At 50.9% G+C, this 22,514-nt stretch carries 14 protein-coding genes; 8 read left to right on the top strand and 6 right to left on the bottom strand.

Annotated elements, in window-relative coordinates:
- Positions 1-504: 504 nt before the first annotated feature.
- Positions 505-1,449: an ATP adenylyltransferase family protein gene (locus JJD41_RS14635; RefSeq protein ID WP_200667676.1), complete on the top strand. Its 945-nt coding sequence runs from the start codon at positions 505-507 to the stop codon at positions 1,447-1,449.
- Here the strand turns inward: JJD41_RS14635 and JJD41_RS14630 are convergent.
- The 4 genes from JJD41_RS14630 to JJD41_RS14615 all read right to left on the bottom strand — a co-directional run bounded on the left by JJD41_RS14630 (position 1,446) and on the right by JJD41_RS14615 (position 8,584).
- Positions 1,446-6,866: a trifunctional serine/threonine-protein kinase/ATP-binding protein/sensor histidine kinase gene (locus tag JJD41_RS14630; protein WP_200667674.1), complete on the bottom strand. Its 5,421-nt coding sequence runs from the start codon at positions 6,864-6,866 to the stop codon at positions 1,446-1,448. The genes JJD41_RS14635 and JJD41_RS14630 overlap by 4 nt on opposite strands.
- Positions 6,867-7,187: 321 nt before the next feature.
- Positions 7,188-7,436, bottom strand: coding sequence for a Ycf34 family protein (locus JJD41_RS14625; protein WP_200667672.1), 249 nt, complete (start codon positions 7,434-7,436; stop codon positions 7,188-7,190).
- Positions 7,437-7,494: 58 nt separating this feature from the next.
- On the bottom strand, positions 7,495-7,683 hold the full coding sequence (locus tag JJD41_RS14620; protein ID WP_200667670.1) for a DDE transposase family protein: 189 nt from the start codon (positions 7,681-7,683) through the stop codon (positions 7,495-7,497).
- Between the two features lie 16 nt (positions 7,684-7,699).
- Positions 7,700-8,584, bottom strand: coding sequence for a prohibitin family protein (locus JJD41_RS14615; RefSeq protein WP_200667668.1), 885 nt, complete (start codon positions 8,582-8,584; stop codon positions 7,700-7,702).
- A 291-nt stretch (positions 8,585-8,875) separates the two neighbouring features.
- Between JJD41_RS14615 and JJD41_RS14610 the strand changes: the two genes are divergently transcribed.
- Together JJD41_RS14610 and JJD41_RS14605 are read left to right on the top strand one after the other, a co-directional pair.
- A complete protein-coding gene (locus JJD41_RS14610) occupies positions 8,876-10,186 on the top strand; it encodes an FAD-binding oxidoreductase (protein ID WP_200667666.1) in 1,311 nt (436 codons plus the stop codon).
- A gap of 59 nt (positions 10,187-10,245) precedes the next feature.
- A complete protein-coding gene (locus JJD41_RS14605; RefSeq protein ID WP_200667664.1) occupies positions 10,246-11,664 on the top strand; it encodes a (Fe-S)-binding protein in 1,419 nt (472 codons plus the stop codon).
- 108 nt (positions 11,665-11,772) lie between these two features.
- On the opposite strand, the gene JJD41_RS14600 is transcribed toward JJD41_RS14605, so the two are convergent.
- Positions 11,773-11,910: a hypothetical protein gene (locus tag JJD41_RS14600; RefSeq protein ID WP_200667662.1), complete on the bottom strand. Its 138-nt coding sequence runs from the start codon at positions 11,908-11,910 to the stop codon at positions 11,773-11,775.
- A 231-nt stretch (positions 11,911-12,141) separates the two neighbouring features.
- Positions 12,142-12,918 (bottom strand): pentapeptide repeat-containing protein, encoded by a 777-nt coding sequence (locus JJD41_RS14595; protein ID WP_200667660.1) that lies wholly within the window; start codon positions 12,916-12,918, stop codon positions 12,142-12,144.
- Between the two features lie 273 nt (positions 12,919-13,191).
- Here JJD41_RS14595 and JJD41_RS14590 point away from each other — a divergent pair, with 273 nt between their 5' ends.
- The 5 genes from JJD41_RS14590 (at position 13,192) to cas6 (ending at position 22,496) form a co-directional block, all read left to right on the top strand.
- Complete coding sequence (locus JJD41_RS14590) at positions 13,192-14,151, top strand: sucrase ferredoxin (RefSeq protein WP_200667651.1); 960 nt, start codon at positions 13,192-13,194, stop codon at positions 14,149-14,151.
- Positions 14,152-14,672: 521 nt separating this feature from the next.
- Positions 14,673-18,113 carry a CHAT domain-containing tetratricopeptide repeat protein gene (locus JJD41_RS14585; protein ID WP_234488838.1) on the top strand — a complete coding sequence of 1,147 codons (3,441 nt, stop codon included), beginning with the start codon at positions 14,673-14,675 and terminating at the stop codon, positions 18,111-18,113.
- A 241-nt stretch (positions 18,114-18,354) separates the two neighbouring features.
- On the top strand, positions 18,355-21,219 hold the full coding sequence (locus tag JJD41_RS14580; protein WP_200667647.1) for a CHAT domain-containing protein: 2,865 nt from the start codon (positions 18,355-18,357) through the stop codon (positions 21,217-21,219).
- 282 nt (positions 21,220-21,501) lie between these two features.
- Entirely contained in the window at positions 21,502-21,750 is a 249-nt protein-coding gene (locus JJD41_RS14575; protein ID WP_200667645.1) for a hypothetical protein, read from the top strand.
- 74 nt (positions 21,751-21,824) lie between these two features.
- A complete protein-coding gene (gene cas6 / locus JJD41_RS14570; protein ID WP_200667643.1) occupies positions 21,825-22,496 on the top strand; it encodes a type I-MYXAN CRISPR-associated protein Cas6/Cmx6 in 672 nt (223 codons plus the stop codon).
- Positions 22,497-22,514: the final 18 nt, after the last annotated feature.

Here is a 22,514-nt window from a genome sequence, read left to right as displayed (position 1 = left end):
TGGAAACATCGAATCGGAAATCTACTCCGACACCAAAACCCCCGATCGCCCTCTTAGGAGACGAACGGTGCGATCCCCCACCCACCTAAAACTGCTCGACAACAACGATCGCTCGGGGGGCTGATTTGTCGGAAAACGCTGCGATTTTTGCTCGACCCAAACTCCCAATCTCGAAGATTAAGCCCTAAGCAACTATAGGAACGAGATTTCAGAGAAATTTAGGCCAATTTTTCTCTAAATTCTCCACTAAATTAATGAAAACAATCTTCTTTATCTATGATAAAGGAATCCTCTGACTCCGATCCCAAGCCTTAATATAAAGAAACAAAAATGGGCGTTCGAGTCATTAGTTAAAGGGAAACTACAAAGGGATTTCACGGCGCGGAGATCGCCAATTTTCCCTGGTATTGCCGATCTCAGCTTTGCGAAAAGCGCTCGTTTTGCTTTACAGTGGATCGACCCAAAGGCACGATCGCCCTTTTTGTTGCTGCTTCCCCTGTCCCCATGTCCGAGAATTCCCCCAAAGTACACGACGCTTTGCGCCTCGAACCCGGTCGCTTGTGGACCCGCGTCACCGAACAAACCGCAATCGCCCTCGACCGTGGCGCCTTGCAATCGATTCCCACCGATTGTGAAATCGTCGAGGAAAACGGCATTCCTTTCCTGGTGCGTATTCTCCAAAATCTCGCGCGCAAAGAAGCCGCCAAACGAAAGCAGCAGCGAAAAAGTGAAAAAACTGGAAAATCTTTCAACCCCTTTTTACCTTACGATCGCGATTTATTTGTCGCCGACCTCTCCGAAACCCACCTGTGTCTGCTCAATAAATTTAACGTCGTAGACCATCACCTGCTCGTGGTCACCCGCGAGTTTGAAGACCAACAAGAGTTACTCACTCGGCGAGATTTCGAGGCGATCGGAGCCTGTCTCACCGAGTTTCCCAGCTTGGCCTTCTACAATGGCGGTCGGGTGGCGGGGGCCAGCCAACCCCACAAACATTTGCAGTTAGTTCCCCTGCCTTTAACTCCCGACTCCTCCACCCCCCTGCCGATCGCCTCGGCGATCGCCCGCGCCGAGTATGACGGCGAAATCGGCACCGTTGGGGACTTTCCCTTCGTTCACGCCGTCGGCAAACTCGATCCCGACTGGGGCAAATCTCCCGACGAAGGGACGGTCGAAGCCTTGCAACTGTATCGCAAATTGTTGCGAGCGATCGGCCTGGAAGTCGAAGGAAGTACAGGAGAACGCCAATCCGAACCGTATAACTGGTTGGCGACCCGAGATTGGATGCTCGTCGTCGGGCGATCGCACGAATGTTTCGAGTCCATTTCCGTCAACTCCCTCGGATTTGCCGGGGCCTTACTGGTTCGCAACGCCGAACAACTCGCCCGACTCAAAGCCCTCGGCCCGATGCAAGTTCTCGCCGCCGTGGGACGGGCGCCCCTTTCTTAATTCAGTGCTTTGACGGGTAAGGCGATCGCAAATTCGGTTCCTTCACCCAGGGTCGAACGACATTCGATCCGACCGCCGTGTTTTTCGACCACAATTTGATGGGAAATCGACAACCCCAACCCGGTTCCTTTCCCTTGCGGTTTTGTCGTAAAAAAGGTTTTAAATAACTGCGATCGCACAGTTTCACTCATCCCGGCCCCGTTATCTGCGATCGTCACCTCTACCTCATTCGGGGCGATCGGGTTCAGTTGAATGCGAATTTCTGGCACGAACGAACGTTCCTCTAATCTCAATCGTTCTAGTTTATCTTCCAAAGAATCGATCGCGTTGGCGAGCAGATTCATAAACACTTGATTGAGCTGTCCGATGAAACATTCGACTAAAGGAACGTCCCCATATTCTTTGATAATTTTAATTTCCGGCTTCGTTCCTTTAGCCTTAATCCGATTCGAGAGAATTAATAAAGTGCTGTCGAGTCCTTCGCGTAAGTCCGCCGCCATTTTGCGGTCGGTTTTTTTGCGCGAAAAATTCTTTAAGGATTTGACAATTTCGCGGATGCGATCGGTACCTAACTTCATTGAAGAAAGTAATTCTGGCAAATCTTCGATCGCGTAGTCGAGATCGATTTCTTCCGCGTGTTCTTGAATGTCCGCCACGGCTTCGGGATAAAATTGGCGATACAGTTGCAAGTGGGTTAATATGTCGTCAACGTAGGCGATCGCGTGGGTTAGATTCCCAGAAACGAACCCGACCGGATTGTTAATTTCATGGGCTACCCCTGCAATTAACTGCCCCAAACTCGACATTTTCTCGTTGTGAACCAATTGCAATTGAGTTTGTTGTAACTCGTGCAGCGATCGCTCTAAATCTTGATAGAGCAGAGCATTTTCTAAAGAAATCGCTGCTTGAGAACACAACAATTGCAACACTTCCAACCGTTGGGCGGTAAACACTCCCGGCGATAAGTTATTTTCTAAATAAATAATCCCCAAAACTTTGCCCTTATGGACGATCGGCGCGCACAACAGCGATCGCGGCTTGACCCGCATTACATAAGGATCTCCGATACAAATTTCTTCGTGACGGGCATCGTTGAGAAGTAGGATCTCTCCGGTTCGTTCCACATAACGGACGATTCCCGGCGAGAGATAATCGCACTGTTCTAAGGGAATAGAACCCGATAGTAAATTCTCAGATTCCATTCCTAAGATTTTCGCTGCTTCTACGGTTAAACGACGATCTTTTTCTAAAATTAAAATCCCTTTTTGGGCGCCTGTAGTTTCTAAAATCGCCTCCATCATTTTATCGATTAAGTTTTCAAGAACTAATTCTTCCGATAAAAATAAGGCAGTTCTCATCACCGTCGTCCAATCTAAAACCGAGGTTTCAGAAGTATTGATACTCGTACTGGTGTTCGTCGTTACGATCGAAATCGTTTCGGTGGTATCGAATACGTCAGTCGAAACCGTACCGCGATTTTTTAATAGAAATTGCGAGTAACGTCCGTCTAAATCGTTCACTTTTGCCACCGCCCCCCACCGGGCATAACCGTAGTAGGCATCGGTGAGATAAAGACGGGCGATTTTTACTCGTCCTAGTTCTAAATAAAACAGTCCCGCCCGTTCGGAGGCGATCGCTTCTTCCTGGATGTAATCGCTATCTCTGGCTTCGGCGATCGCGCGATCGTAAAGTTCCATGGCTTCGGCAATTTTGCCAGAAACTCGTGCTAATTCGGCGGCAATTAAATCGGCCTTATGCTGGTAATTTTCTGGGGCATGTTTTGCCCAAAACTGAAGTTTTTTTACGTTACTATCGAGTCGAATTTTAACCTCATTTTCTAAGGGAGAGGGAGAGGGAGAAGCACAGGCAAGTAAAGCGAGGGATTCGTAAAAATAATGCTCGCCGACGGTCATGGAAGCGGGAACGGAATCGATATATTTGCGAGCTTCGGTGGCGGCGGCAACGGCGCGATCGCCTTCGCCAAATAAGTAATATAAAATAGTTTTAGATAAGTAGATGAAAAATAAAGTGGTTGCATTGTTACGCGCGATCGCTTGCGTAATTGCTTTAGATTCGTCCAAAGTTTCTCCCCTCAGTTCGCACGGATTCGGGGATTGTCCGAGTAAATTTAAACTCAATTGATGGAAAACTTGTTGCGACTCCATCGCATATTCTTGTTTGAGTTTGCGCGTCAGATTGATAAACTCTCCGGTTTTGTGCGCGAACCCTTCTAAATCCATGCCGGAAAACCAGCTATTAATCGTGTAATTAATTGCACTGTGACCGACGTATTCAATATCCCCAGTTTCCAGTCCCGATTGCAGGGCAAATTCTAAATCTTGTAAGGTATCTCGCGCATGTTTTTTCCACGGTCGGACGAATGCATTAAATAAATTAGTGACTTGACAGTTGAGGGGTTTGGCGTTGAAGCGTTGCAGCACTTTTAAGGCTAATTTGCCATAGCGATAGCCCATATCGATATCGGCGATCGGACCGCATAAAATGAGGGCATAAACTGCATAAGCATAGGCGGAAAGCGGACAATTGCCAAAGGTTAAAGACAGATGAACCATCGTGAAAATGACGATCGGCAATAACTCCGGTTTGGCGACATAAGCAGGAGAGAAAATTGTCCTTAAAATTCGCATCGCTGCGAGTTTGTCCGGATCGGTCATTTCCGGGAGGTCGATTAAGGTTTCGATCGCCTGTTCTTTTGGCGGGGTTGTGATTAAATCGATATCGAGAAGTTGGAGAACGTGCAAACCTGTTTGTACCGCTTCTAAGAGTTTGAGTTGAGCGATATTCATCTGGATTTGCAGTTCGTAAACCCGGACGCGATCGCGCAAATCGAGCGATCGCTCTAATAAATATTCGGCAGTTTGACTGGCGGCGTCAAAATCTGTACTTAAATATTGGACTTCTAGCAGTTCGAGATACAGTTCTAAGGTAAACGAATAGCGATCGCTCCAACGGCGATCGTCGAGACAGTCGATCGCCGTTTCAAAGTAGCGAACTGCGGTTTCGTAAGCGGTCGCTAATTTAACTTTTCGTCCCGCTTCTAGATTCAATTCGGCGAGATGTTGTCGTTCGGCGGGATTGACGATCGCCGCGCTCGCCATATTCAGATGGTTGACAATTTCAAATAGCTTTTCTTCTCGGCTTTCTTCTGAGGTATTGGCTAATAGCAATTGACCAATTTTGTAGTGATTGGCAGCTTTTTCCGTATGACTTAAAAATAAATAGGCAGCTTGTTGGACGCGATCGTGAAAAAATTGATAATTGGGAAAGCGATCGAAAGCAGATTCGGGTTTGCTCGCAGCGATCGCCGTCGAATTGTATACTAATTTATCCGGTAGATTTGCCTCTTCAAACACGTGATAGGTCTCGTCGAGAGCGACGATCGAACTCGCCTCTAAAGCGGGGGATAAATCTGCCGCGACTTGGCTGGGAGGATGTTGGGAAACGATCGCCAATGTTTCGAGATTAAAGGTATTGCCGATACAAGCGGCTAAGGTCAGTAGTTCGCGAGTTTGACTGGGGAGTTTGGCTAATTTTTTGCTGGTAAATTCGACTACATCATCGGTTAAATCTTGCGTTTCAATCGCAAATAAGTCGTAATTCCAGCAGTCGAGATCGGGGTCGTAAGTAAATAGTCCTTCAGAGGCTAAAGAAATGAGTAACTGACTGGCAAAAAAGGGATTTCCTCCTGTTTTTTCATAAATTAGTTCGCTGAGTTCTGCCGTTTCTGTAAGGGAAGACTTGAGGGCGTCGGCAACGAAAAGATAGAGGTCGCTTTTGCCAATGGGTTGCAAATGAATCCGTTCGATCGCCCCTCCTTGTTTTTCAATGCGATCGACGGTTAACATTAACGGATGAAGGGGATCGACTTCATTACTGCGATAGGCTCCTACAATTAAAAAATAGCCGATATCTCGATCCAACATCAGCCGTTCGATTAACTTTAAAGACGCCGCATCGACCCACTGCAAGTCATCGAGGAATAAGACAATCGGGCGATCGCTATCGCTGAAGCTACGGATAAAGTTATGAAAGGCAAAGTTAAAGCGATTTTCGGCTTCGACAGCGCCGATTTCTTCGACGACGGGATCGATGTTACCGAGGAGTAATTCTAATTCGGGAATGACGGACACGATCGCGCTGGCATTAATTCCTAAAGATCGCATCAGTCTGCGCTTCCATTTCTCAATATTTTCGCTGCTTTCTGTTAAAATAAGCCGCAAGATTTGGCGAAAGGCGTCGAGGATGGGAGCAAAAGGAATGTCATGTTGAAATTGGTCGAATTTTCCGGTAATAAAATAACCCCGTTGGCGAAGAATGGGACGTTGCATTTCCGAAATTAGCGCCGATTTCCCCGTTCCCGAGGTACCACTGACCAGCACCATTTGCTTGTAATCGCCGATCTTGCGATCGCCTGTTTGTTCCGGTGTTTCTGGGGTTGAAGGGGGCAGAATTCGGTGAAAAGCATTCGTTAACTGGATAATTTCCAAATCCCGACCGTAGAGTTTTTCGGGAAGTTGAAACTGTCCGGCGCGATCGTCACAACCGAGGGTAAAACTGTCAATCGTTCCGGAACTTTGAAATTGGCTCGAACAAGTTTTGAGATCCCGAGATAATCCCCGCGCGCTTTGATAGCGATCTTCGGGATTTTTTGCCATTAATTTTAAAATAATTTGGGCTAAAATTGGGGGTAATTTGCGGTTGAGGCGATCGGGCGATCGCGCTTCTCTGGCAAGATGGCAGTAAACTAATTCGACGGGATCGTTAATTTGAAAAGGGACTTGTCCGGTGGTCATTTCATAAAAAGTCACCCCGAGAGAATAGAGATCGGTTCGACGATCTATCCCACGATTGATGCGACCTGTTTGTTCGGGAGCAATATAGTTTAAGGTCCCTTGTAATTGTCCGGCAGTTTTGAGAGAATGGGTGTCTTTTGGCAGGCGTGCGGAAATACTAAAATCGCTGAGTTTGACTTCTCCGGTTTGCGGATTGATGAGGATATTATCCGGTTTGATATCTTTGTGAACGATATCGCGATCGCTGAGTTGTCGGAGAATTTGGCTCAGTTCGAGAGCAATGGTTAAAAATTGTCCGACGGGAAGGGGAGATCTGTTAAGATATTCTTTTAAGGAAATGGCGCCAAAGTCTTCGAGGATTAAGGCAAAACTATTTTGATAGGCGATTAAGTCCAGGGGTTTGACGACTCCAGGAATGTCTAAATTTTTGGCGATCGTGTATTGATTTTTAAAGCGAGAAATTTCATTGAGGCTCGGATAATCTGGGGTGGGAACTTTGATGATCGCCGAACGATTCTGTTTGGGTTGTACGCCTCGATAAACTCGGGTATGCTGGCTCTCGTAAATTTTTTCCGTTAAAATATATCCGGCAATTTCATTCATCGGTCGTTCCTCATCGTCGCTCCAGTCGCGTTCCTTCTTTCCCCAGGGTGGAATTGCACGGTAATTTATCCCCCATTCGTTACACGGAGATGGAAAGAACGCGGATTGAATTTGATTCCATTCGAGCTAATCAAATCCTATCGAATTTTTCTCGAAAATGTCTCTCCCCCAACTGGAGGATCCGGCGAGTCCTCGTGCCTGGGTTGCTCGACCGGGGGCGATCGGCTGTCGTACTGCTTTTATTTTCCCTCTAAAAAGTTTAAAAATGGGGCGAAACTTCACCCCATTTGTAGCCCCATCGAACAAAGATCGCAGACCTTTTTAGGTGGGAATTAATTCACCGGGACGCAGGCGCGCCCATTTCCCCATTTCTTCGGTAAAACTTTCGCAACCGACGACATCCCATTCCATTTCAATTTCGTTGTCGCGATGGCGAATATTGACGTTTATCGTCGGTTCGACGGCTTCAAAATCGGGGGTTTCCGTTAAATGGGGTTGTTGGTGTTGGTGTTCGACTGCATGGTAGGTGGTGCAGCGATCGACGTAATGGCAGTTAATGCAAATACACATCGCAAACTCCCGTATGCTTTCTTGATACTTTAGCGTAGGGATCGCCAAACTGGAGGATTTAGCGCGGTTTACATTTTCCGGCACGAATCAATCCCACCCGACGGGCGATCGCCGCATCAGGAGACGGAAACGGCCCCCATTGTTCGATAATTTCGGGCGGTGGCGAGGCTTCTAAATCATTTTCGGAGACGATCGCGCAATCGCCGCCATCGGACTTGACGATATACCAATTTTGTCTGTTATCCATCGGTTTTTAACCCTATTTAAGGTTGCAAAATCACGGGAGGCGTACCGGAATCGCTCACGCCTCCTCCCATAATCACCACTTTACTATTGTTAGAATTTGCCAAATTTTGAGTCGCTTCGATGCTCTTCCACTGCAAAAATTGCGAGGTCAAGCCTTGAGAGACGATCGACTGGAAATCGGCAATTCCTTGGGCTTCGATCTTCTTGCGTTCGGCTTCCTGACGCTCTTTTTGCAAGACAAATTCCATGCGCTGGCTTTCTTGTTCCGCTTGCAATTTTTCTTCGATCGCCGCTTGCAAGTTTTCCGGGAGGGCAACATCTCGCAGTAAGGCGGTTTCGACTTCAAACCCCAACGGCGTTAAGGAAGCTCTCATCTCCTGACGCAAACGTTGGGCGATTTCTTGCCGTTTGTCGGTATAAATACTGCGGGCGTCGTAGGCGGCGACGATTTCGCGGATGATGGCGCGAAAGCGAGAAATGAGGATGTCGGTTTCGTCTTTGCCAATTTCTTGATAGACATCCGGCGCCGTTGTCGGGTCGAGTTTGTATTGCAAGCTGACGTCGATGCTCAAGCTCAACCCTTCTTGGGAGGTGGCGGTTACAGTTTCTTTGATGTCGCGCAAGCGGGTCGAAAACTGCACGACTTTCCCCAAGGGGTTGACCGGGTGAACCCCCGGCCCTAAGGCGCGCGGCATCACGGTTCCGAAGACTTCGACGACGCCGACTTTGCCCGCCGGAACGATCGCGAGGGTTTTAAAAACGGATGCGGCGGCAGCGACGAGACCCACAAGCAGGGCGATCGCGCGGATCGGGGTTCGATATTTCTCTTCAGCCATTTTCGGCCCGACGAGAACGACGAGAATGGAAATTAGAGTCGTGAGAGTAGTCGCAATAAAGGTCATTGACTTCCCTATAGTGCTTAATAAAACGGGTCTGGCGATCGATTCGGGATCGAGGTCGCCGTTTCGATCGCCAAACTCTATGTTCTCTCCATTTAAAAGGGTTGGCGTCCCAATTGGATCTCGACTTTGGAGCGATCGCCGCCTGATTCACACCGCGCCGACCCAGAAGCGGCAGATCTCCGAGCAGCATTCCCGAAGCAATTGCCGCTAAGATCTTAAAGATGAAAATCAGCGATCCCCAGGGACTGCTCTCGGGGGGATCGACGGAAACTTAAGCTAATAGTGTTTTAAATGAACGCGATCGCACGGGAATTTAAAAAAATTTTAGATGACGATTCGGCGATCGAGTGGGATGCCCTCGATCGCGACACGCGAGCGTCCTTCCAACGGGCTTTTCCTCCCGATTCGCCCCCCGATTGTATTTTGTATCCCCACACGGTCGAACAACTCGCCGAGGCGGTCGCTTGGGCCGCCAAACAGCATTGGCCCGTGTTGCCGTGCGGTTCGGGGACGAAGTTAGATTGGGGCGGCATTCCACGCGGGATTCGAGCCGCGATCTCCACCCGACACCTCGATCGCACGATCGAGCGCGCCGTCGGCGATCTGACGGTGACCGTGGAAGCGGGGATGAAGTTGAGGGACTTGCAAGCTTTACTGGCGACGGATAACCAGTTTCTCGCCCTCGATCCGAGTTACGGCGATCGCGCCACCCTCGGCGGGATCGTCGCTACTGCCGATACGGGCAGTTGGCGGGCTCGCTATCGGGGGGTTCGCGACCAACTGCTCGGTCTCTCGTTCGTGCGCGCCGATGGCGAATTGGTCAAGGCAGGCAGTCGGGTGGTCAAAAATGTGGCCGGATACGACTTGATGAAGTTGCTGACCGGATCGTTCGGCACCCTGGCGGCGATCGCCCAAGTGACGTTTCGGGTCTATCCCAAACCGCCGACCTCCAGAACGGTGGTGCTTTCCGGCGAGGCAGACGCGATCGCCCAAGCGACTCAAACCCTGTTCGGTTCGGCCCTGACGCCGACGGCAGTAGATTTGCTCTCTCCCGGCTTGGCGCGATCGCTCGATCTCGGCGAACAGGTCGCTTTGTTGATCCGCTTCCAAAGTATCCCCGAAAGTGTCCGGCAGCAGGGCGATCGCGCGATCGCCGTCGGCGAAACCCTCGGCTTGCACGCCACCGCTTACCCGGACGACTCGGATGCGGCTTTATGGCAACAATTGAGAGAACAAATCGATAATGGTTCCCGAGAGGGGGCGATCGCCTGCAAAATAGGAGTCAGACCTTCGGCTGCCGTTCGCACTGCCGTCGCGATCGATGAAAGCCTCGGGCGATCGTCCTTCGGCTGGATTCATGCCACCACCGGGATCGGTCGTCTTTGTACTCACACCGAAAGCACTTCTAGCCTGCGTCAAGTGCGATCGCACTGCGAAGCGAACGGCGGTTTTCTTAGCATTCTGTGCGCCCCGCTCTCGGTCAAAACCCAGCTCGATATTTGGGGTTATACCGGGAATGCTTTAGAAATTACTCGCAAAATCAAACAAAAATTCGATCCCGACTCGATTTTGAGTCCCCATCGCTTCCTCGACCCCCTCTAATTCTTTCGATTCTTTCTCGTCCTTCTTTGTCTTTACTGTTTGCCAGTTAACGATCGCTTATGTCCCCTTCCAACCCGACCACCACCGATCGCGAAACCCGAATTCCCGCTAAATCGAGTACCTTTCTCAACGATAACCCTCACTTAACTCGGGAACTTCCCGAATCCGAATACCCCGGATTCGACCGCCACCACCCGCCGCAACCGGAGTTAATCGATACCTGCGTTCACTGCGGCTTTTGTCTGGCAACTTGTCCGAGTTATCGCGTCATCGGTAAGGAAATGGACTCCCCACGAGGACGCATTTATTTGATGGATGCCATTCACAAAGGAGAAGCACCATTAGCCCAAACCACCAGCCAGCATTTCGATACCTGTCTCGGCTGTTTGGCGTGCGTCACGACCTGCCCTTCGGAGGTCAAGTACGATCGCCTCATTGCCGATACCCGTCCGCAAGTGGAACGCCAGATCGAACGACCGTTAGGCGATCGGGTTTTACGCAGTTTGATTTTTAATTTATTTCCCTATCCCAATCGTCTCAGGGTTCTGTTACTGCCCCTGTTTTTCTATCAACAATCGGGCTTGCAAAAGCTGGTGCGATCGAGCGGGATCCTCTCGAAAGTTTTCCCTCGTTTGGCCGCGATGGAATCGATTTTACCCCGAGTGCGTCTCGATGCTCTCCGCGACGATCTCCCGGATTTGATTCCCGCTCGAGGAGAAAAACGCTATCGCGTCGGCATGATTTTAGGATGCGTTCAACGCCTGTTTTTCTCTTCCGTAAACGAGGCGACGGCGCGGGTACTGACGGCGAATGGCTGCGAAGTGGTTATTCCGCGATCGCAGGGCTGCTGTTCCGCACTGGCGGCCCACCAAGGACAGGAAGAACAAGCCCGCGCGATCGCCCGCCAGACGATCGAAGCGTTTGCAGGCACCGACGTCGATTTTATCATTATTAACGCCGCCGGATGCGGTCATACCCTCAAAGAGTACGGCCATATTTTACGCGACGATCCGGCTTACCGCGATCGGGCGATCGCCTTTTCTCAAAAAGTCCGCGACGTGCATGAATTCCTCGCCGAAGTTGGCTTGAGCGCCCCCTTATCTCCGGTGAGCGATCGGCCTTTAACCCTTGTTTATCAAGATGCCTGTCACTTACTGCACGGCCAAAAAATTAGCGCCCAACCTCGGCAAGTCTTACGACAAATTCCCGGCGTTGAATTGCGCGAACCTCTCGATGCGGCTTTATGTTGTGGCAGTGCGGGAGTTTACAACATGTTGCAGCCGGAAATTGCCGACGAATTAGGTCGCCAAAAGGTCGATAATTTACTGGCGACGGGAGCCGAGTTAATTACTTCTCCCAATCCCGGCTGTTCTTTACAGATTAAAAAGCATTTGGAATCGAGCGATCGCGCCATTCCGTTGATGCATCCCGTGGAGTTATTAGATTTATCGATTCGCGGGATAAAGTTGGACTCGTAATTAGTACAATTTCATCGGTTTAAGGGACGCGGCAATGCCGTGTCCCTAAAGGAATTTGGTTATTTCCAAAGGTCGATCTCAGAATACAATTTCAAATTTCAAATCTAATTACATTTTCTGAATCATACTCGGTTGAGAACCGGAGAAGTCAGAATCGGAAGTATTTTGCACTCGACTGGGAGATTCACCCCCAACAAACAGGTTGAGTAATAAGGTAACGATCGCCGCTAAAATAAGTCTTTCCATTGTTCGTACACTCCCCTGGCACCTGTAAATCGCGCCTGTCAATCGCGCTGTGTGACCCTGATGGTTCTATCTTGAACCACCGAGCTTGGCAATTCCGCGATCGCAACCCGAGGGAAGGTGTGACGGCGATCGCTCCGCAACAAAAATCGCGGTAAAATATGGGCGATCGCCCCCTAGTTTGCTTAACGTTTCTACAACGTTTCTATAATTTTTCTACAATTTTTCTACAATCTACAACATCAACCGCAAAATCGAGATTCCGATCGCCCCCACGGTCCGCAGGAACGACCCCCCTTGACCTTGGTTTTGTCGTTCCGGATCTTGCAGCGCTTGTAACTGCGCCACCAACAGGCGCGACGTGTCGAACGCTTGCGGGTTATTTTCGATCGCGAATAACTTCGAGGCGATTTCCGCATCCCCGATCGCCCCGTTTGTATCCCCCGTTTCTGCACGCACGACCGCTCGCGCCAAGTATGCCGGAGCAAACTCCGGATCCAGAGATAGGGCGCGATTGAAATAGGCGATCGCCTTTTTGTGGTTTTTGCGCTTCGCTTCGGCCACTCCCCAGTTATACACTTCCTCCACACTGAGCAGCTCCGACGGCATACCTACGGCATCCTGCACGTAGGCACTGTCAACCAGAGCATCGGTGAAATCGACATCGACTAAATACGCTTCTCGCAAATCCGTCCCGCGCAAATTCGCCCCAGTCAAATTCGCCCCAGTCAAATTGGCGCCAAATAAGGACGCCCCACTCAAATTCGCCCCACTCAGATCCGCCCCCGCCAAATTCGCCCGACTGAGATTAGCCCGGGTTAAATTCGCCCCACTCAAACGAGCCCCCGCCAGATCGGCCCGCACTAAACCCGAACCACTCAAATCGCAGCCCGTGCATTCTTTGGTAGACATCAATTGTTGCAGGTGTTGGAAATTTTCGGCGATCGCCGGGGTAGCGATCCAAAAACTGCCCAACAACATCGTGGAGGCGAGAGCAGTGCGTTTGTTCATCAGTCCTTCTCCTAAGTGCAGACTCAATCTAGCGCGGCGATCGCGGCTGACCCTATGATAGTTTACCGATGCTAGTTTACGGCGTCCTCACCCCGTGACTCGACCCCCGCTCGCGCGATCGGCAATTGACAATCTATTATTAAAATAATTTCTCAATAATTTCCCGAGACCGCCTCGGTTCTCGCGGGCTTCCCCAAGGGAAACGGGGTCACCGTACTTGTCCTCAACACCCCGATTTGAGCCAACGATCGCTTAAACCCCCATTGAACTGCGATGAGTGAATTTTTTTGTTCCGATCTGGCGCGACAGTCGGGAATATTTCTCGGCGGAACCGCACGCCATTACGAGACTTATTTTTTAATTGAATGTCCGCCCCCTTGGACGAGTTACGACCTCGATTCCCGACAGATTCCCGAGAACTTACGCGCGCTCGGCGATCTCTTTTACAGGCGATCGCAACCGATTACCCGGCGAATTTTGCTAATTTACAATCCAGCGTATTTTCAACCCGATCGCCGTCGCGTTATTATTTATCACAAATCTCAAGGATTTGCCAATCGATACGAACATTACGAGTTTTTTGTTTCCGATCTGGCCGAAGTTGCCCCCGCGATCGAACGTTTTCTTAAAACCCACTCTCTAGAATTAGAAAATAGCAATTCTCAGGTGCGCGATCTTCTCATTTGTACCCACGGACAAAACGATCGCTGTTGCGCCAGATATGGCAAACCACTTTATTATAAAGCTTTGAAAATGAGCGATCGATGTGACCTCGCCAATCTGCGGATTTGGCAAACGAGTCATATCGGCGGACACCATTTAGCACCGACGGCGATCGATTTTCCCCAAGGGCGCTACTACGGCCATCTCGATCTGAATCGTTTACAAACAATTTTAACGCGATCGGGGTCAATTCTCGATCTTTATTCCGTTTATCGTGGTTGGGGTTTGTTACCCAATACCGTGCAGGTTTTAGAAAAAGAATTATTGAAACAATGGGGCTGGGACGGGCTAAATTATGCCGTGCAATTTCGATCGCTTAAAGCAGGCGATCGCGTCGAGCTAGACGTTCGCGATTCGAGGGGGGCGATCGTCACCTATCAAGCAGATATTACCCTGGATTCCGAGCAACACTTTACCCTTCCCGGTTGCTGTTGTCAAACTTATCAAGTAGAAAGTCAACCCTGGAGAATCGAAAACCTGATTAAAATATCTCTCAAAGCGACAGGCTAAACTCACCAAAATACCAATTTTGGCTAAACATTGGAGTGACCAATCCCTCTTCTATTAAAAAGGGGTAAAATCCTGTTAGAAAACCGTCCTAAATCTTTTGCAGAATTTGAGTTAGGGAGATGTGATTAGCCAAAAGTCTACAAATTGTAGCATTCGAGTCGAAAACTCTCTCAAAACTGCTACTTGAGAAGCATTAAACGGCGGCGATCGAAAATTTTATCCCGAGAAGGAGAGAAGAGGCATACGAAGCGATCGACGCCCTTTTAGCAGCCCACGGACGATCGCCCTCCAGGAACGCCGACGCCAGGAACGCGGGGGATTCGAGGAACAAATTGAGCTCGTCTGGGTCAAACGTCACTCGCCGCCCGGATAAATTTAATGTCTTCATCCCCAAAAAATCAGTTCCGAGGCGCTCCGAGGCGCTGTTTCCTGCTTTTTTAACGATGAATTATCCGATCGCGATCGCCTCGGAATGTACTTTTGGGAAGACTCTTTTCAGAATCCACTTTGCGGAAAATACGATGAAACTTGCCATGAAACGATCGCTACTTCCGTTTTCCCCGACGTTCCTGCTTCGATTAGCAACGATCGCCGCCAGCGCGTTACTCGGCGTCCGGGGAGTTCCCGAACCCTTACTCGCCGTTGCGACCCCCGAGAACGGGACGAACGTCGCCCAAAAGATCGCTCAATCCACTGAAGCAGACGACGCCACCCCCCTAGGGGAAGGAATAACCACGGGAACGATCGCCCCCGGACAAGTAAGTTTATATAAAGTAACTCTCGGCGACCAAGAATATATAAAATTGGCGGTCGGCGGACCGGAAATCGAGATCGAGCTTCAACTGATGGCACCGGATGGAACGGCGATCGCCCCAGTCAATACCGAAACCACCGCAGACGGTCACGTTCTCGAAGCGATCGCCCCCGCTACAGGAACCTACACCCTAGAAATTACGGCGATCGCGCCTACTGGGGAAGCGAGTGAATACCAAGTGAGAATTGTCGGACGGCGATCGGCCACGGAAGCCGACCGCGATCGCCTCACTTATATTCAGTTCGTCGGTGAAGGGATGGAGTTATTCGAGCGAGCGACCCTCGAATCTTACCGGGAGGCGATCGCCAAGTGGGAAGCGGCGATCGTCCTGGCGGAACGCCTCGGCGATCGCCTCGGACAAGGCTTGTTACTTCAAGGAATTGGCAAAGTTTACCACGAAATCGGCGAAGTTGATACAGCTTTAACTTATTACCAAAAAGCTTTAGAAATAAGACAAGAAATCGGGGATTTATCGGGAACCGCCCAAAGCTTAAATAATATCGGCGCAATTTATTGGTTTCGCGGAGACTACCAGCGCGCCTTGGAAAACCTCGAACGATCGCTACCTTTATATCAGCAAGTAGAAAATACTTGGGGAGAAGCAGAAGTTTTAAACAACATCGGTCAAATTTATGCAGATCTACGAGAGAGCGATCGCGCTTTAGAGTATTTGAATCGAGCGCTAATACTGCGGCAAGAATTGGGCGATCGTCGCGGGGAAGGATCGACACTCAACAATATCGCCGGGGTCTACAGTCATATCGGCGAAAATGAAACCGCATTCAACTATTACCAACAAGCTTTAGAGATTCGACGAGAAATCCAAGACCCTCAAGGAATCGCCAATACGCTGACGAATTTAGCGGTCTCTTATGCGATCCAGGGGAAACTTCAACAAGCGTTAGATCTGTACGAACAAGTATTGCAATTGCAACAGACGCTCGGCGATCGCCTCGGCGAGGCAGTGACTTATATTAATCTCGGTCAAACATATTTAGATTTGGGCGATCGCGAGCGCGCCTTGGCGTTATTCGAGCGCGCCTTACCGATGACCGAATCCACAGGGTATCTAGTGGGAAAAGGAGCAATACTCAACAATATTGCGGGAATTTATGCTAATGACAATCAGCGCGATCGCGCCTTACCTCTGTACCGCAAAGCATTGGCGATTGCTCGTCAAATCGGCGATCGCGCGGAAGAAGCAAATATTCTCAGCAATATCGGCAGCCAATATTTAAATCAACAAAATCTAGAGCAAGCTTTAGACTATTACCAGCAAGGATTAAGTTTAGCTCGTGAGGTGAGCGATCGGCAAAAAGTTGCTATTATCACGGCCAATTTAGGGACAGTTTACCAGAATTTAGGTCAGTGGGACAAGGCGCGGCAAAATTTTAACCAAGCCTTGGAAATTAATCGCCAACTCGGGAATTTTGGCAAGGCGACTTTCGTCTTATTTGGATTGGCCACTTTAGATCGACAGCAAGGGGATCTCGAAATGGCTTTAGAACGAATTGAAGAAGCATTGAACGAGATTGAAGACGTGCGATCGCAGGTCAATTCCGAACAGTTGCGAAGTCTATTTTTTGCCGAAAAACAGGATTATTACGAACTTTATATCGATATCCTCATGGAACTGCACCAGCGCCATCCGGACAAAGGTTACGACATCAAAGCCTTTGAAGCCAGTGAAGCGGCGCGCGCCCGTTCCTTGTTAGAAATTCTCAATGAAACCCAAGCCGATATCCGCGCCGGAGTCGATCCGCAATTGCTCGATCGCGAAACCGAAATTAAAGCCCAACTCGACGCCCGGGAACGACAACGGATCGAACTGCTGGCCCTCGGCGACCCCCGCCAACAGGTCGGCAAAATTGAAAGTGAGATCGACCGTCTGTTAGAAGAGTACAACGCCGTTCTCGCCGATATCCGCGCCAATTCTCCCCGTTATGCCGCGTTGACCCAACCGCAACCCCTCTCTCTCGAACAAATTCAACGGGAAGTGCTAGATGACGAGACGATCTTGCTCGAATATTTTCTGGGAGGAACCCGTAGTTACCTGTGGGTGGTGACGAACGATCGCATTGCGAGTTACGAACTGGCGTCACGGGAAACGATCGAACAGCAAGCCCGTATATTTAGCCAAGCACTGACCGATCCGCGTTATCGCTTCAATACCGAACGCATTCAAGGGGTGGGAGCCGAATTAAGTGAGACAATTCTCGCACCTGTGGCCGAGGAGTTGGGCGATCGCCGCTTGCTCGTCGTCGGCGACGGCGCTTTGCAATACGTCCCCTTCGCCGCTTTGCCCCATCCGAACCGAACGGGCGATCGCCCGGTCTTGTTAATCGAAGAACACGAAATCGTGACGTTGCCCTCGGCGTCTACGTTAGCCCTGTTGCGGCGCGACTTTGACGGACGGGCGATCGCCCCGAAACGGCTGGCAATTTTTGCCGATCCCGTCTTTAGTGCGACCGACGATCGCGTGGTGGCCGGAAGGCGCCCCACAGTTGAAGAGGATAACTCGTTCACCACCGCCCTGCTAGAGCGATCGGCCCGCATGGCTGGGGTCGATTTTGCCCGCCTTCCCTACACGAGATCGGAAGCGGAGGCGATTTTAAACCTGGTTGCGCCGAACCAACGAGAAGCGGCGTTTGATTTTGAGGTCAATAAAAACAGTGCCACGAGCGATCGCCTCAGTCAATACCAAATCATTCATTTTGCCACTCACGGCATTCTCAACAGCGAACAACCGGAGTTATCGGGATTAGTCCTCTCCCTGGTCGAACCCGATGGCGACGTCCAAAATGGCTTTTTGCGCTTGCATGAAGTGTACAACCTCAATTTACAAGCTGAATTAGTAGTGTTGAGTGCCTGTGAAACCGGACTCGGACAGCAAATCCGGGGAGAAGGAATCGTCGGTTTGACGCGCGGTTTCATGTATGCGGGGGCGAAACGGGTCGCGGTGTCGTTGTGGAGTGTGGACGACCGGGCGACTGCGGACCTGATGGCGCGATTTTACCGTCAAATGTTAGGCGGCGATCGCGCCCCCGCCGCCGCGTTACGGGCCGCCCAATTAGAATTGTTAAACAGCGAGGAATGGCGATCGCCCTACTATTGGGCGGCGTTCGGGATTCAAGGAGAATGGAGGTAGGGAGTCCGTCGCACGAGCATCGGGTCGCCTTTTGCCTACCCCTTCCCTCAATCTAAAATCTAAAACCTAAAATCTACAATCTAAAAACCCCCCATGACAAGCGGGAACTGGGCAAGAACTGCTATCTTCATTGTTTGGGAGGATCGTCGATGGGTTGGCTGGAATTTCTGTAAAGAGGGACATCAGCCCCCTCGGGCTGGGGTTGTCCGTCGCATCCATAAGTCATTAATAATTATATAAAATGAAGCGCTTTTCTACTGTTCTGTTGACCGCTTATTACCGAAATCGGGGGCATTCAAACCTTGGAAGCACGGGCGGTTTCCGCCAAGGCGCGATCGCCGTCAGTTTATGCTTGGGTTTGTCCGGACTGATGCCGATCGCCCTTCCGGTGTCCGCCAGACCTGCCCCGCCGTCGGAGGCGATCGGGGAAACGCCACAAGCGGCAGCCCAGCGTCTTTTTGACGAAGGGATGGTACTTTTTCAAGAAGGAAGCGAAGCCTCGCGGCGGGGGGCGTTACAGAAGTGGAAACAGGCGCGGAATTTGTATCGCCAAGCAGGCGATCGCCCCAAAGAAGCTTATACCTTAACGGCGTTAGCATTTATCTATCAAGGGTTGGGAGAGCGCGATCGCGAGTTGGCGGCGTACCGAGATGCTTTACCGATTTACCGCCAACTCGGCGATCGGAGCGGTCAAGCGGATATCTTAATCAAAATGGGGTTAGTGTATTCGCGCTGGCGGGATAACGAAAAAGCCCTCGACGCTTTTAACGAAGCCCTTCCCCTCTGGCGCGAACTCGGCGATACCCAAGGGGAAGCGATTACCCTGACCGAACTCGGGGTGGTCTACGACGCCCTCGGCGAATACCAACAAGCCCTCGACGCTTACGATCGCGCCTTATCCCTGTGGCGAGACCTCGGGGACGCCCAAGGGGAAGCGACGACCTTAAATAATATCGGTTTTATTTACGACGCCTTGGGACAGTACGATCGCGCCTTGGAAGCGTACAACCGGGCTTTACCGCTCTACCAGGAAGTGGAAGATCGAGCGGGAATGGCGCGCACTCTCAACAATATCGGCTTATTTTACGACGCGGCGAAACAATACGAACGCGCCCTCGACTATTTCGATCGCGCTTTACCGTTGTGGGACGCGGTGGGGGATCTGTCGGGAACGGCGACGACGTTGAATAATATTGGGTTTGTTTATGCCAATTCGGAACAATTGGAGCCTGCGTTAGAGGCTTACCAGCGCGCTTTGGACCTGTGGACGCGATCGGGGGACGTCAAAGGGGAAGCGAGTACGTTGAGCAATATCGGTTTTGTCTACGCGCAGATGGGGAAAGCCGATCGTGCTTTGGATTATTACAATCGGGCCTTACCGATGCGGCGGGCCGTAGGCGATCGCGCCAAAGAAGCGCTCACGTTGTATCGAATTGCCTCGGTGCGGCGCGATCGGGGGGAATTGGAGCGGGCGAAACGGGAGATCGAAACCGCGTTGCAAATTGTCGAAGATTTGCGAACCAAAGTCACCAGCCAAGAATTGCGGGCGTCCTTCTTCGCCTCGAAGCAAGATTATTACGAGTTTTACATCGACCTGTTGATGCAAATGCACTCGCAAGCGCCCGGGCAAGGATTTGACGCCCTCGCCTTGCAAGCGAGCGAACGGGCCCGAGCCCGGTCTTTACTCGACATTCTCAACGAAGCCGGGGCGGATATTCGCCAAGGAGTCGATCCTCAGTTACTCGAACGGGAACGGGCGATCGAAACCGAACTGGCGAGTTTGGAAGAACGGCGCATCCAACTGCTCGGCGGCGAACATACTCCCGAACAAGCGGCCCAACTTGAGGAGGCGATCGATCGCTTAGTGCGTCAATATCGCCAAGTCCAAGCGGACATCCGCGCCACCTCGCCGCGTTATGCGGCCCTGACTCAGCCCCAACCTCTGAATTTGGCGCAAATTCAAGCCCAAGTTCTCGATGAGGAGTCGTTGTTATTGTCCTATTCTTTGGGCAAAGAGCGCAGTTTTTTATGGGCGGTGACCTCGGACGGAATCGAGAGTTACGAACTGCCCCCCCGGGCGGAAATAGACGCGGCGGCGCGGGCGTTTCGCGATGCCCTGATTACGCCGAGTATGCGGATTCGCAAGCAGAAAGCGGCGCAAATTGCGGCGCAGTTGAGCGAGTTGGTGTTGGCCCCGGTGCGCGATCGCCTCGAAGACCGTCGCCTGTTAATTGTTGCCGATGGAGCTTTGCAGTACGTACCGTTTTCGGCCCTGCCGATCCGCGCCAATGAGGGCGCCTCCGAGGAAGTGGTGCCGTTAGTGGTGGAACACGAACTCGTGACCCTGCCTTCCGCATCGGCGATCGCGGTTTTGCGTCGGGAAATTGACGGACGCCCCCCAGCGCCCAAAACCCTCGCGGTGTTTGCCGATCCGGTGTTCAGCGCCAAGGACGAGCGCCTCGATGCCTCCTCGAATGCGTCGAATTCGCTCAAACAAAATAGCCCCGCTTTACCCGGTCCGCTTCAGTTCAACCGCCTCCCATTTACCCGGGACGAAGCGGAAAAAATTCTCGCCCTCGTTCCGCCTTCCGAACAAACGAAAGCGTTCGGACTGGCGGCGAACCGCGATAAGGCGACTTCGGAAGAACTCAGTCAGTACCAGATCGTTCACTACGCCACTCACGGGATTCTCGACAGCAGCAATCCGGAGTTATCCGGTTTGGTCTTTTCTCTGGTAGACGAACGGGGCAAACCTCAAAATGGTTTCGTCCGCCTCCACGATATTTTTAATCTCGATTTACCCGCCCAATTGGTGGTGTTGAGTGCGTGCGAAACCGGACTCGGGCAGAATATTCGCGGCGAGGGTTTGGTCGGTTTGACCCGAGGGTTCATGTATGCGGGGGCGGCGCGGGTGGTGGTCAGTTTGTGGAGTGTGGACGACGAAGCCACTTCGTTGTTGATGGTGGATTTTTATCGGGGGATGTTGCAAGAGGGGTTAACTGCGGCGGCGGCCCTGCGACAGGCTCAAATCGCCATGTGGCAACGGCAGCAGTGGGAGGCACCCTATTATTGGGCGGCGTTTACGGTGCAAGGGGAATGGCAATAAGAATAGTTTTATTGAATTGAATGGTAGGCTAAAAACGTGCAATGATAGCAATCTGTGTCAGGCGTTAAGCATGGCGCACCTTTGATTCTCCCGATCGCGATCGTGCGATCGATCTGCGAGTCGGGGAGTTGGGCAAAAAGGCACGATCTAAATCGACCTAAGCCACCGTACCCTCAATACCTTCGATTGCCGTTAGGCGATACTGCTGCTCGGAACGCCCATTTCTCACAGTGTTATTTTGATGAAAGGGACTATATAAAACAACGCGAAATCAGGAGGGTGATGGAACAGCTAACTTTGCTCAACTACGCGACTCAGCTTCTATCGGAGCGATATCTTTTTTGTCGAGAAGTCTCGACCCGTGCAGCCTCCGAGTTGCTCAACGTGACGCCAAACCAACTTAATCAAGCCAAGCGTGACGGAAAACTTCCGTTCCAAGTCCCCGACGAACAGGGAACCCTAGAGGCGAGCTTTATCCGACGAAACCGTTGGAAAGTGGGATTCAAGCCCACCTTTAACCGCTCGAAATAACTCCTCGAAAAACTCATCCTTTGATGCCGTCAGGCGCTGAAGTCCATTTACCCAAATCTTTGGGAGGTATCACTATGCTGGCTCAACCATCCAACCAATTTGCATCAGCGCCCATGCCATCGTCTTATATCGAATTACACTTTCCAACACGGGGAAGAACTTGGTTTGCCGACCAAAATCACCGCTTGTTAGGAGCCATCGCCAAACAACATCCAACCCTTCATCATCTCGAGGGTTTAGCAATTAACACTATTTCCGGCATTCCCGATAAGCAAGGGAACATCGAACTCACAAAACGTTCGCGGCTATCGCTACGCTGTCCGAGCCAATCGCTTCTTCCTGTTTTAACCCTAGCTGGAACGACACTCACCATTGACGGACGTTCTCTATCCTTGGAAGATCCAAAAATTCGTCCCCTTCGTCCGGTCAGTGAATTAAAAGCTCGCCTCGTAACCATCAAACATCCTTCGGGCAAATTCAAAAACGTCACGCCAGAGTGGTTTTTAGGCGCGTGTAACCGACAGTTACAAGCACTGGGAATCGAAGCATCCGTAGGAATTCCCGCAGACGAAAAAGAAGAACCCGCCCGAAAAACTTTGCGAATTAAGCGACAAACCATTGTGGGTTATAGCGTCATTGTAGCGAATTTATTACCCAAAGATTCAGTTTTACTTCAAGCTAAGGGGATTGGTGGAAAACGACGGATGGGTTGCGGTTACTTTGTACCGTTTCGTCTGAACGGCTAAGGTGTGAGGAAGAAAATA

Source organism: Oxynema mangrovii CENA135 (assembly GCF_016632315.1).
Taxonomy (GTDB): domain Bacteria; phylum Cyanobacteriota; class Cyanobacteriia; order Cyanobacteriales; family Laspinemataceae; genus Oxynema; species Oxynema aestuarii.
This window is presented reverse-complemented; position numbering and strand designations above follow the sequence as displayed.

What these genes read in the sequence shown, in the direction of transcription:
- JJD41_RS14605 (WP_200667664.1), top strand. Translation starts at nt 10,246, where the DNA reads ATGTCCCCTTCCAACCCGACCACCACCGATCGCGAAACCCGAATTCCC.
- JJD41_RS14625 (WP_200667672.1), bottom strand. Translation starts at nt 7,436, where the DNA reads ATGTGTATTTGCATTAACTGCCATTACGTCGATCGCTGCACCACCTAC.
- JJD41_RS14575 (WP_200667645.1), top strand. Translation starts at nt 21,502, where the DNA reads ATGGAACAGCTAACTTTGCTCAACTACGCGACTCAGCTTCTATCGGAG.
- JJD41_RS14580 (WP_200667647.1), top strand. Translation starts at nt 18,355, where the DNA reads ATGAAGCGCTTTTCTACTGTTCTGTTGACCGCTTATTACCGAAATCGG.
- JJD41_RS14585 (WP_234488838.1), top strand. Translation starts at nt 14,673, where the DNA reads ATGAAACTTGCCATGAAACGATCGCTACTTCCGTTTTCCCCGACGTTC.
- JJD41_RS14635 (WP_200667676.1), top strand. Translation starts at nt 505, where the DNA reads ATGTCCGAGAATTCCCCCAAAGTACACGACGCTTTGCGCCTCGAACCC.
- JJD41_RS14620 (WP_200667670.1), bottom strand. Translation starts at nt 7,683, where the DNA reads ATGGATAACAGACAAAATTGGTATATCGTCAAGTCCGATGGCGGCGAT.
- JJD41_RS14595 (WP_200667660.1), bottom strand. Translation starts at nt 12,918, where the DNA reads ATGAACAAACGCACTGCTCTCGCCTCCACGATGTTGTTGGGCAGTTTT.
- JJD41_RS14590 (WP_200667651.1), top strand. Translation starts at nt 13,192, where the DNA reads ATGAGTGAATTTTTTTGTTCCGATCTGGCGCGACAGTCGGGAATATTT.
- JJD41_RS14610 (WP_200667666.1), top strand. Translation starts at nt 8,876, where the DNA reads ATGAACGCGATCGCACGGGAATTTAAAAAAATTTTAGATGACGATTCG.
- JJD41_RS14615 (WP_200667668.1), bottom strand. Translation starts at nt 8,584, where the DNA reads ATGACCTTTATTGCGACTACTCTCACGACTCTAATTTCCATTCTCGTC.
- cas6 (WP_200667643.1), top strand. Translation starts at nt 21,825, where the DNA reads ATGCTGGCTCAACCATCCAACCAATTTGCATCAGCGCCCATGCCATCG.
- JJD41_RS14600 (WP_200667662.1), bottom strand. Translation starts at nt 11,910, where the DNA reads ATGGAAAGACTTATTTTAGCGGCGATCGTTACCTTATTACTCAACCTG.
- JJD41_RS14630 (WP_200667674.1), bottom strand. Translation starts at nt 6,866, where the DNA reads ATGAATGAAATTGCCGGATATATTTTAACGGAAAAAATTTACGAGAGC.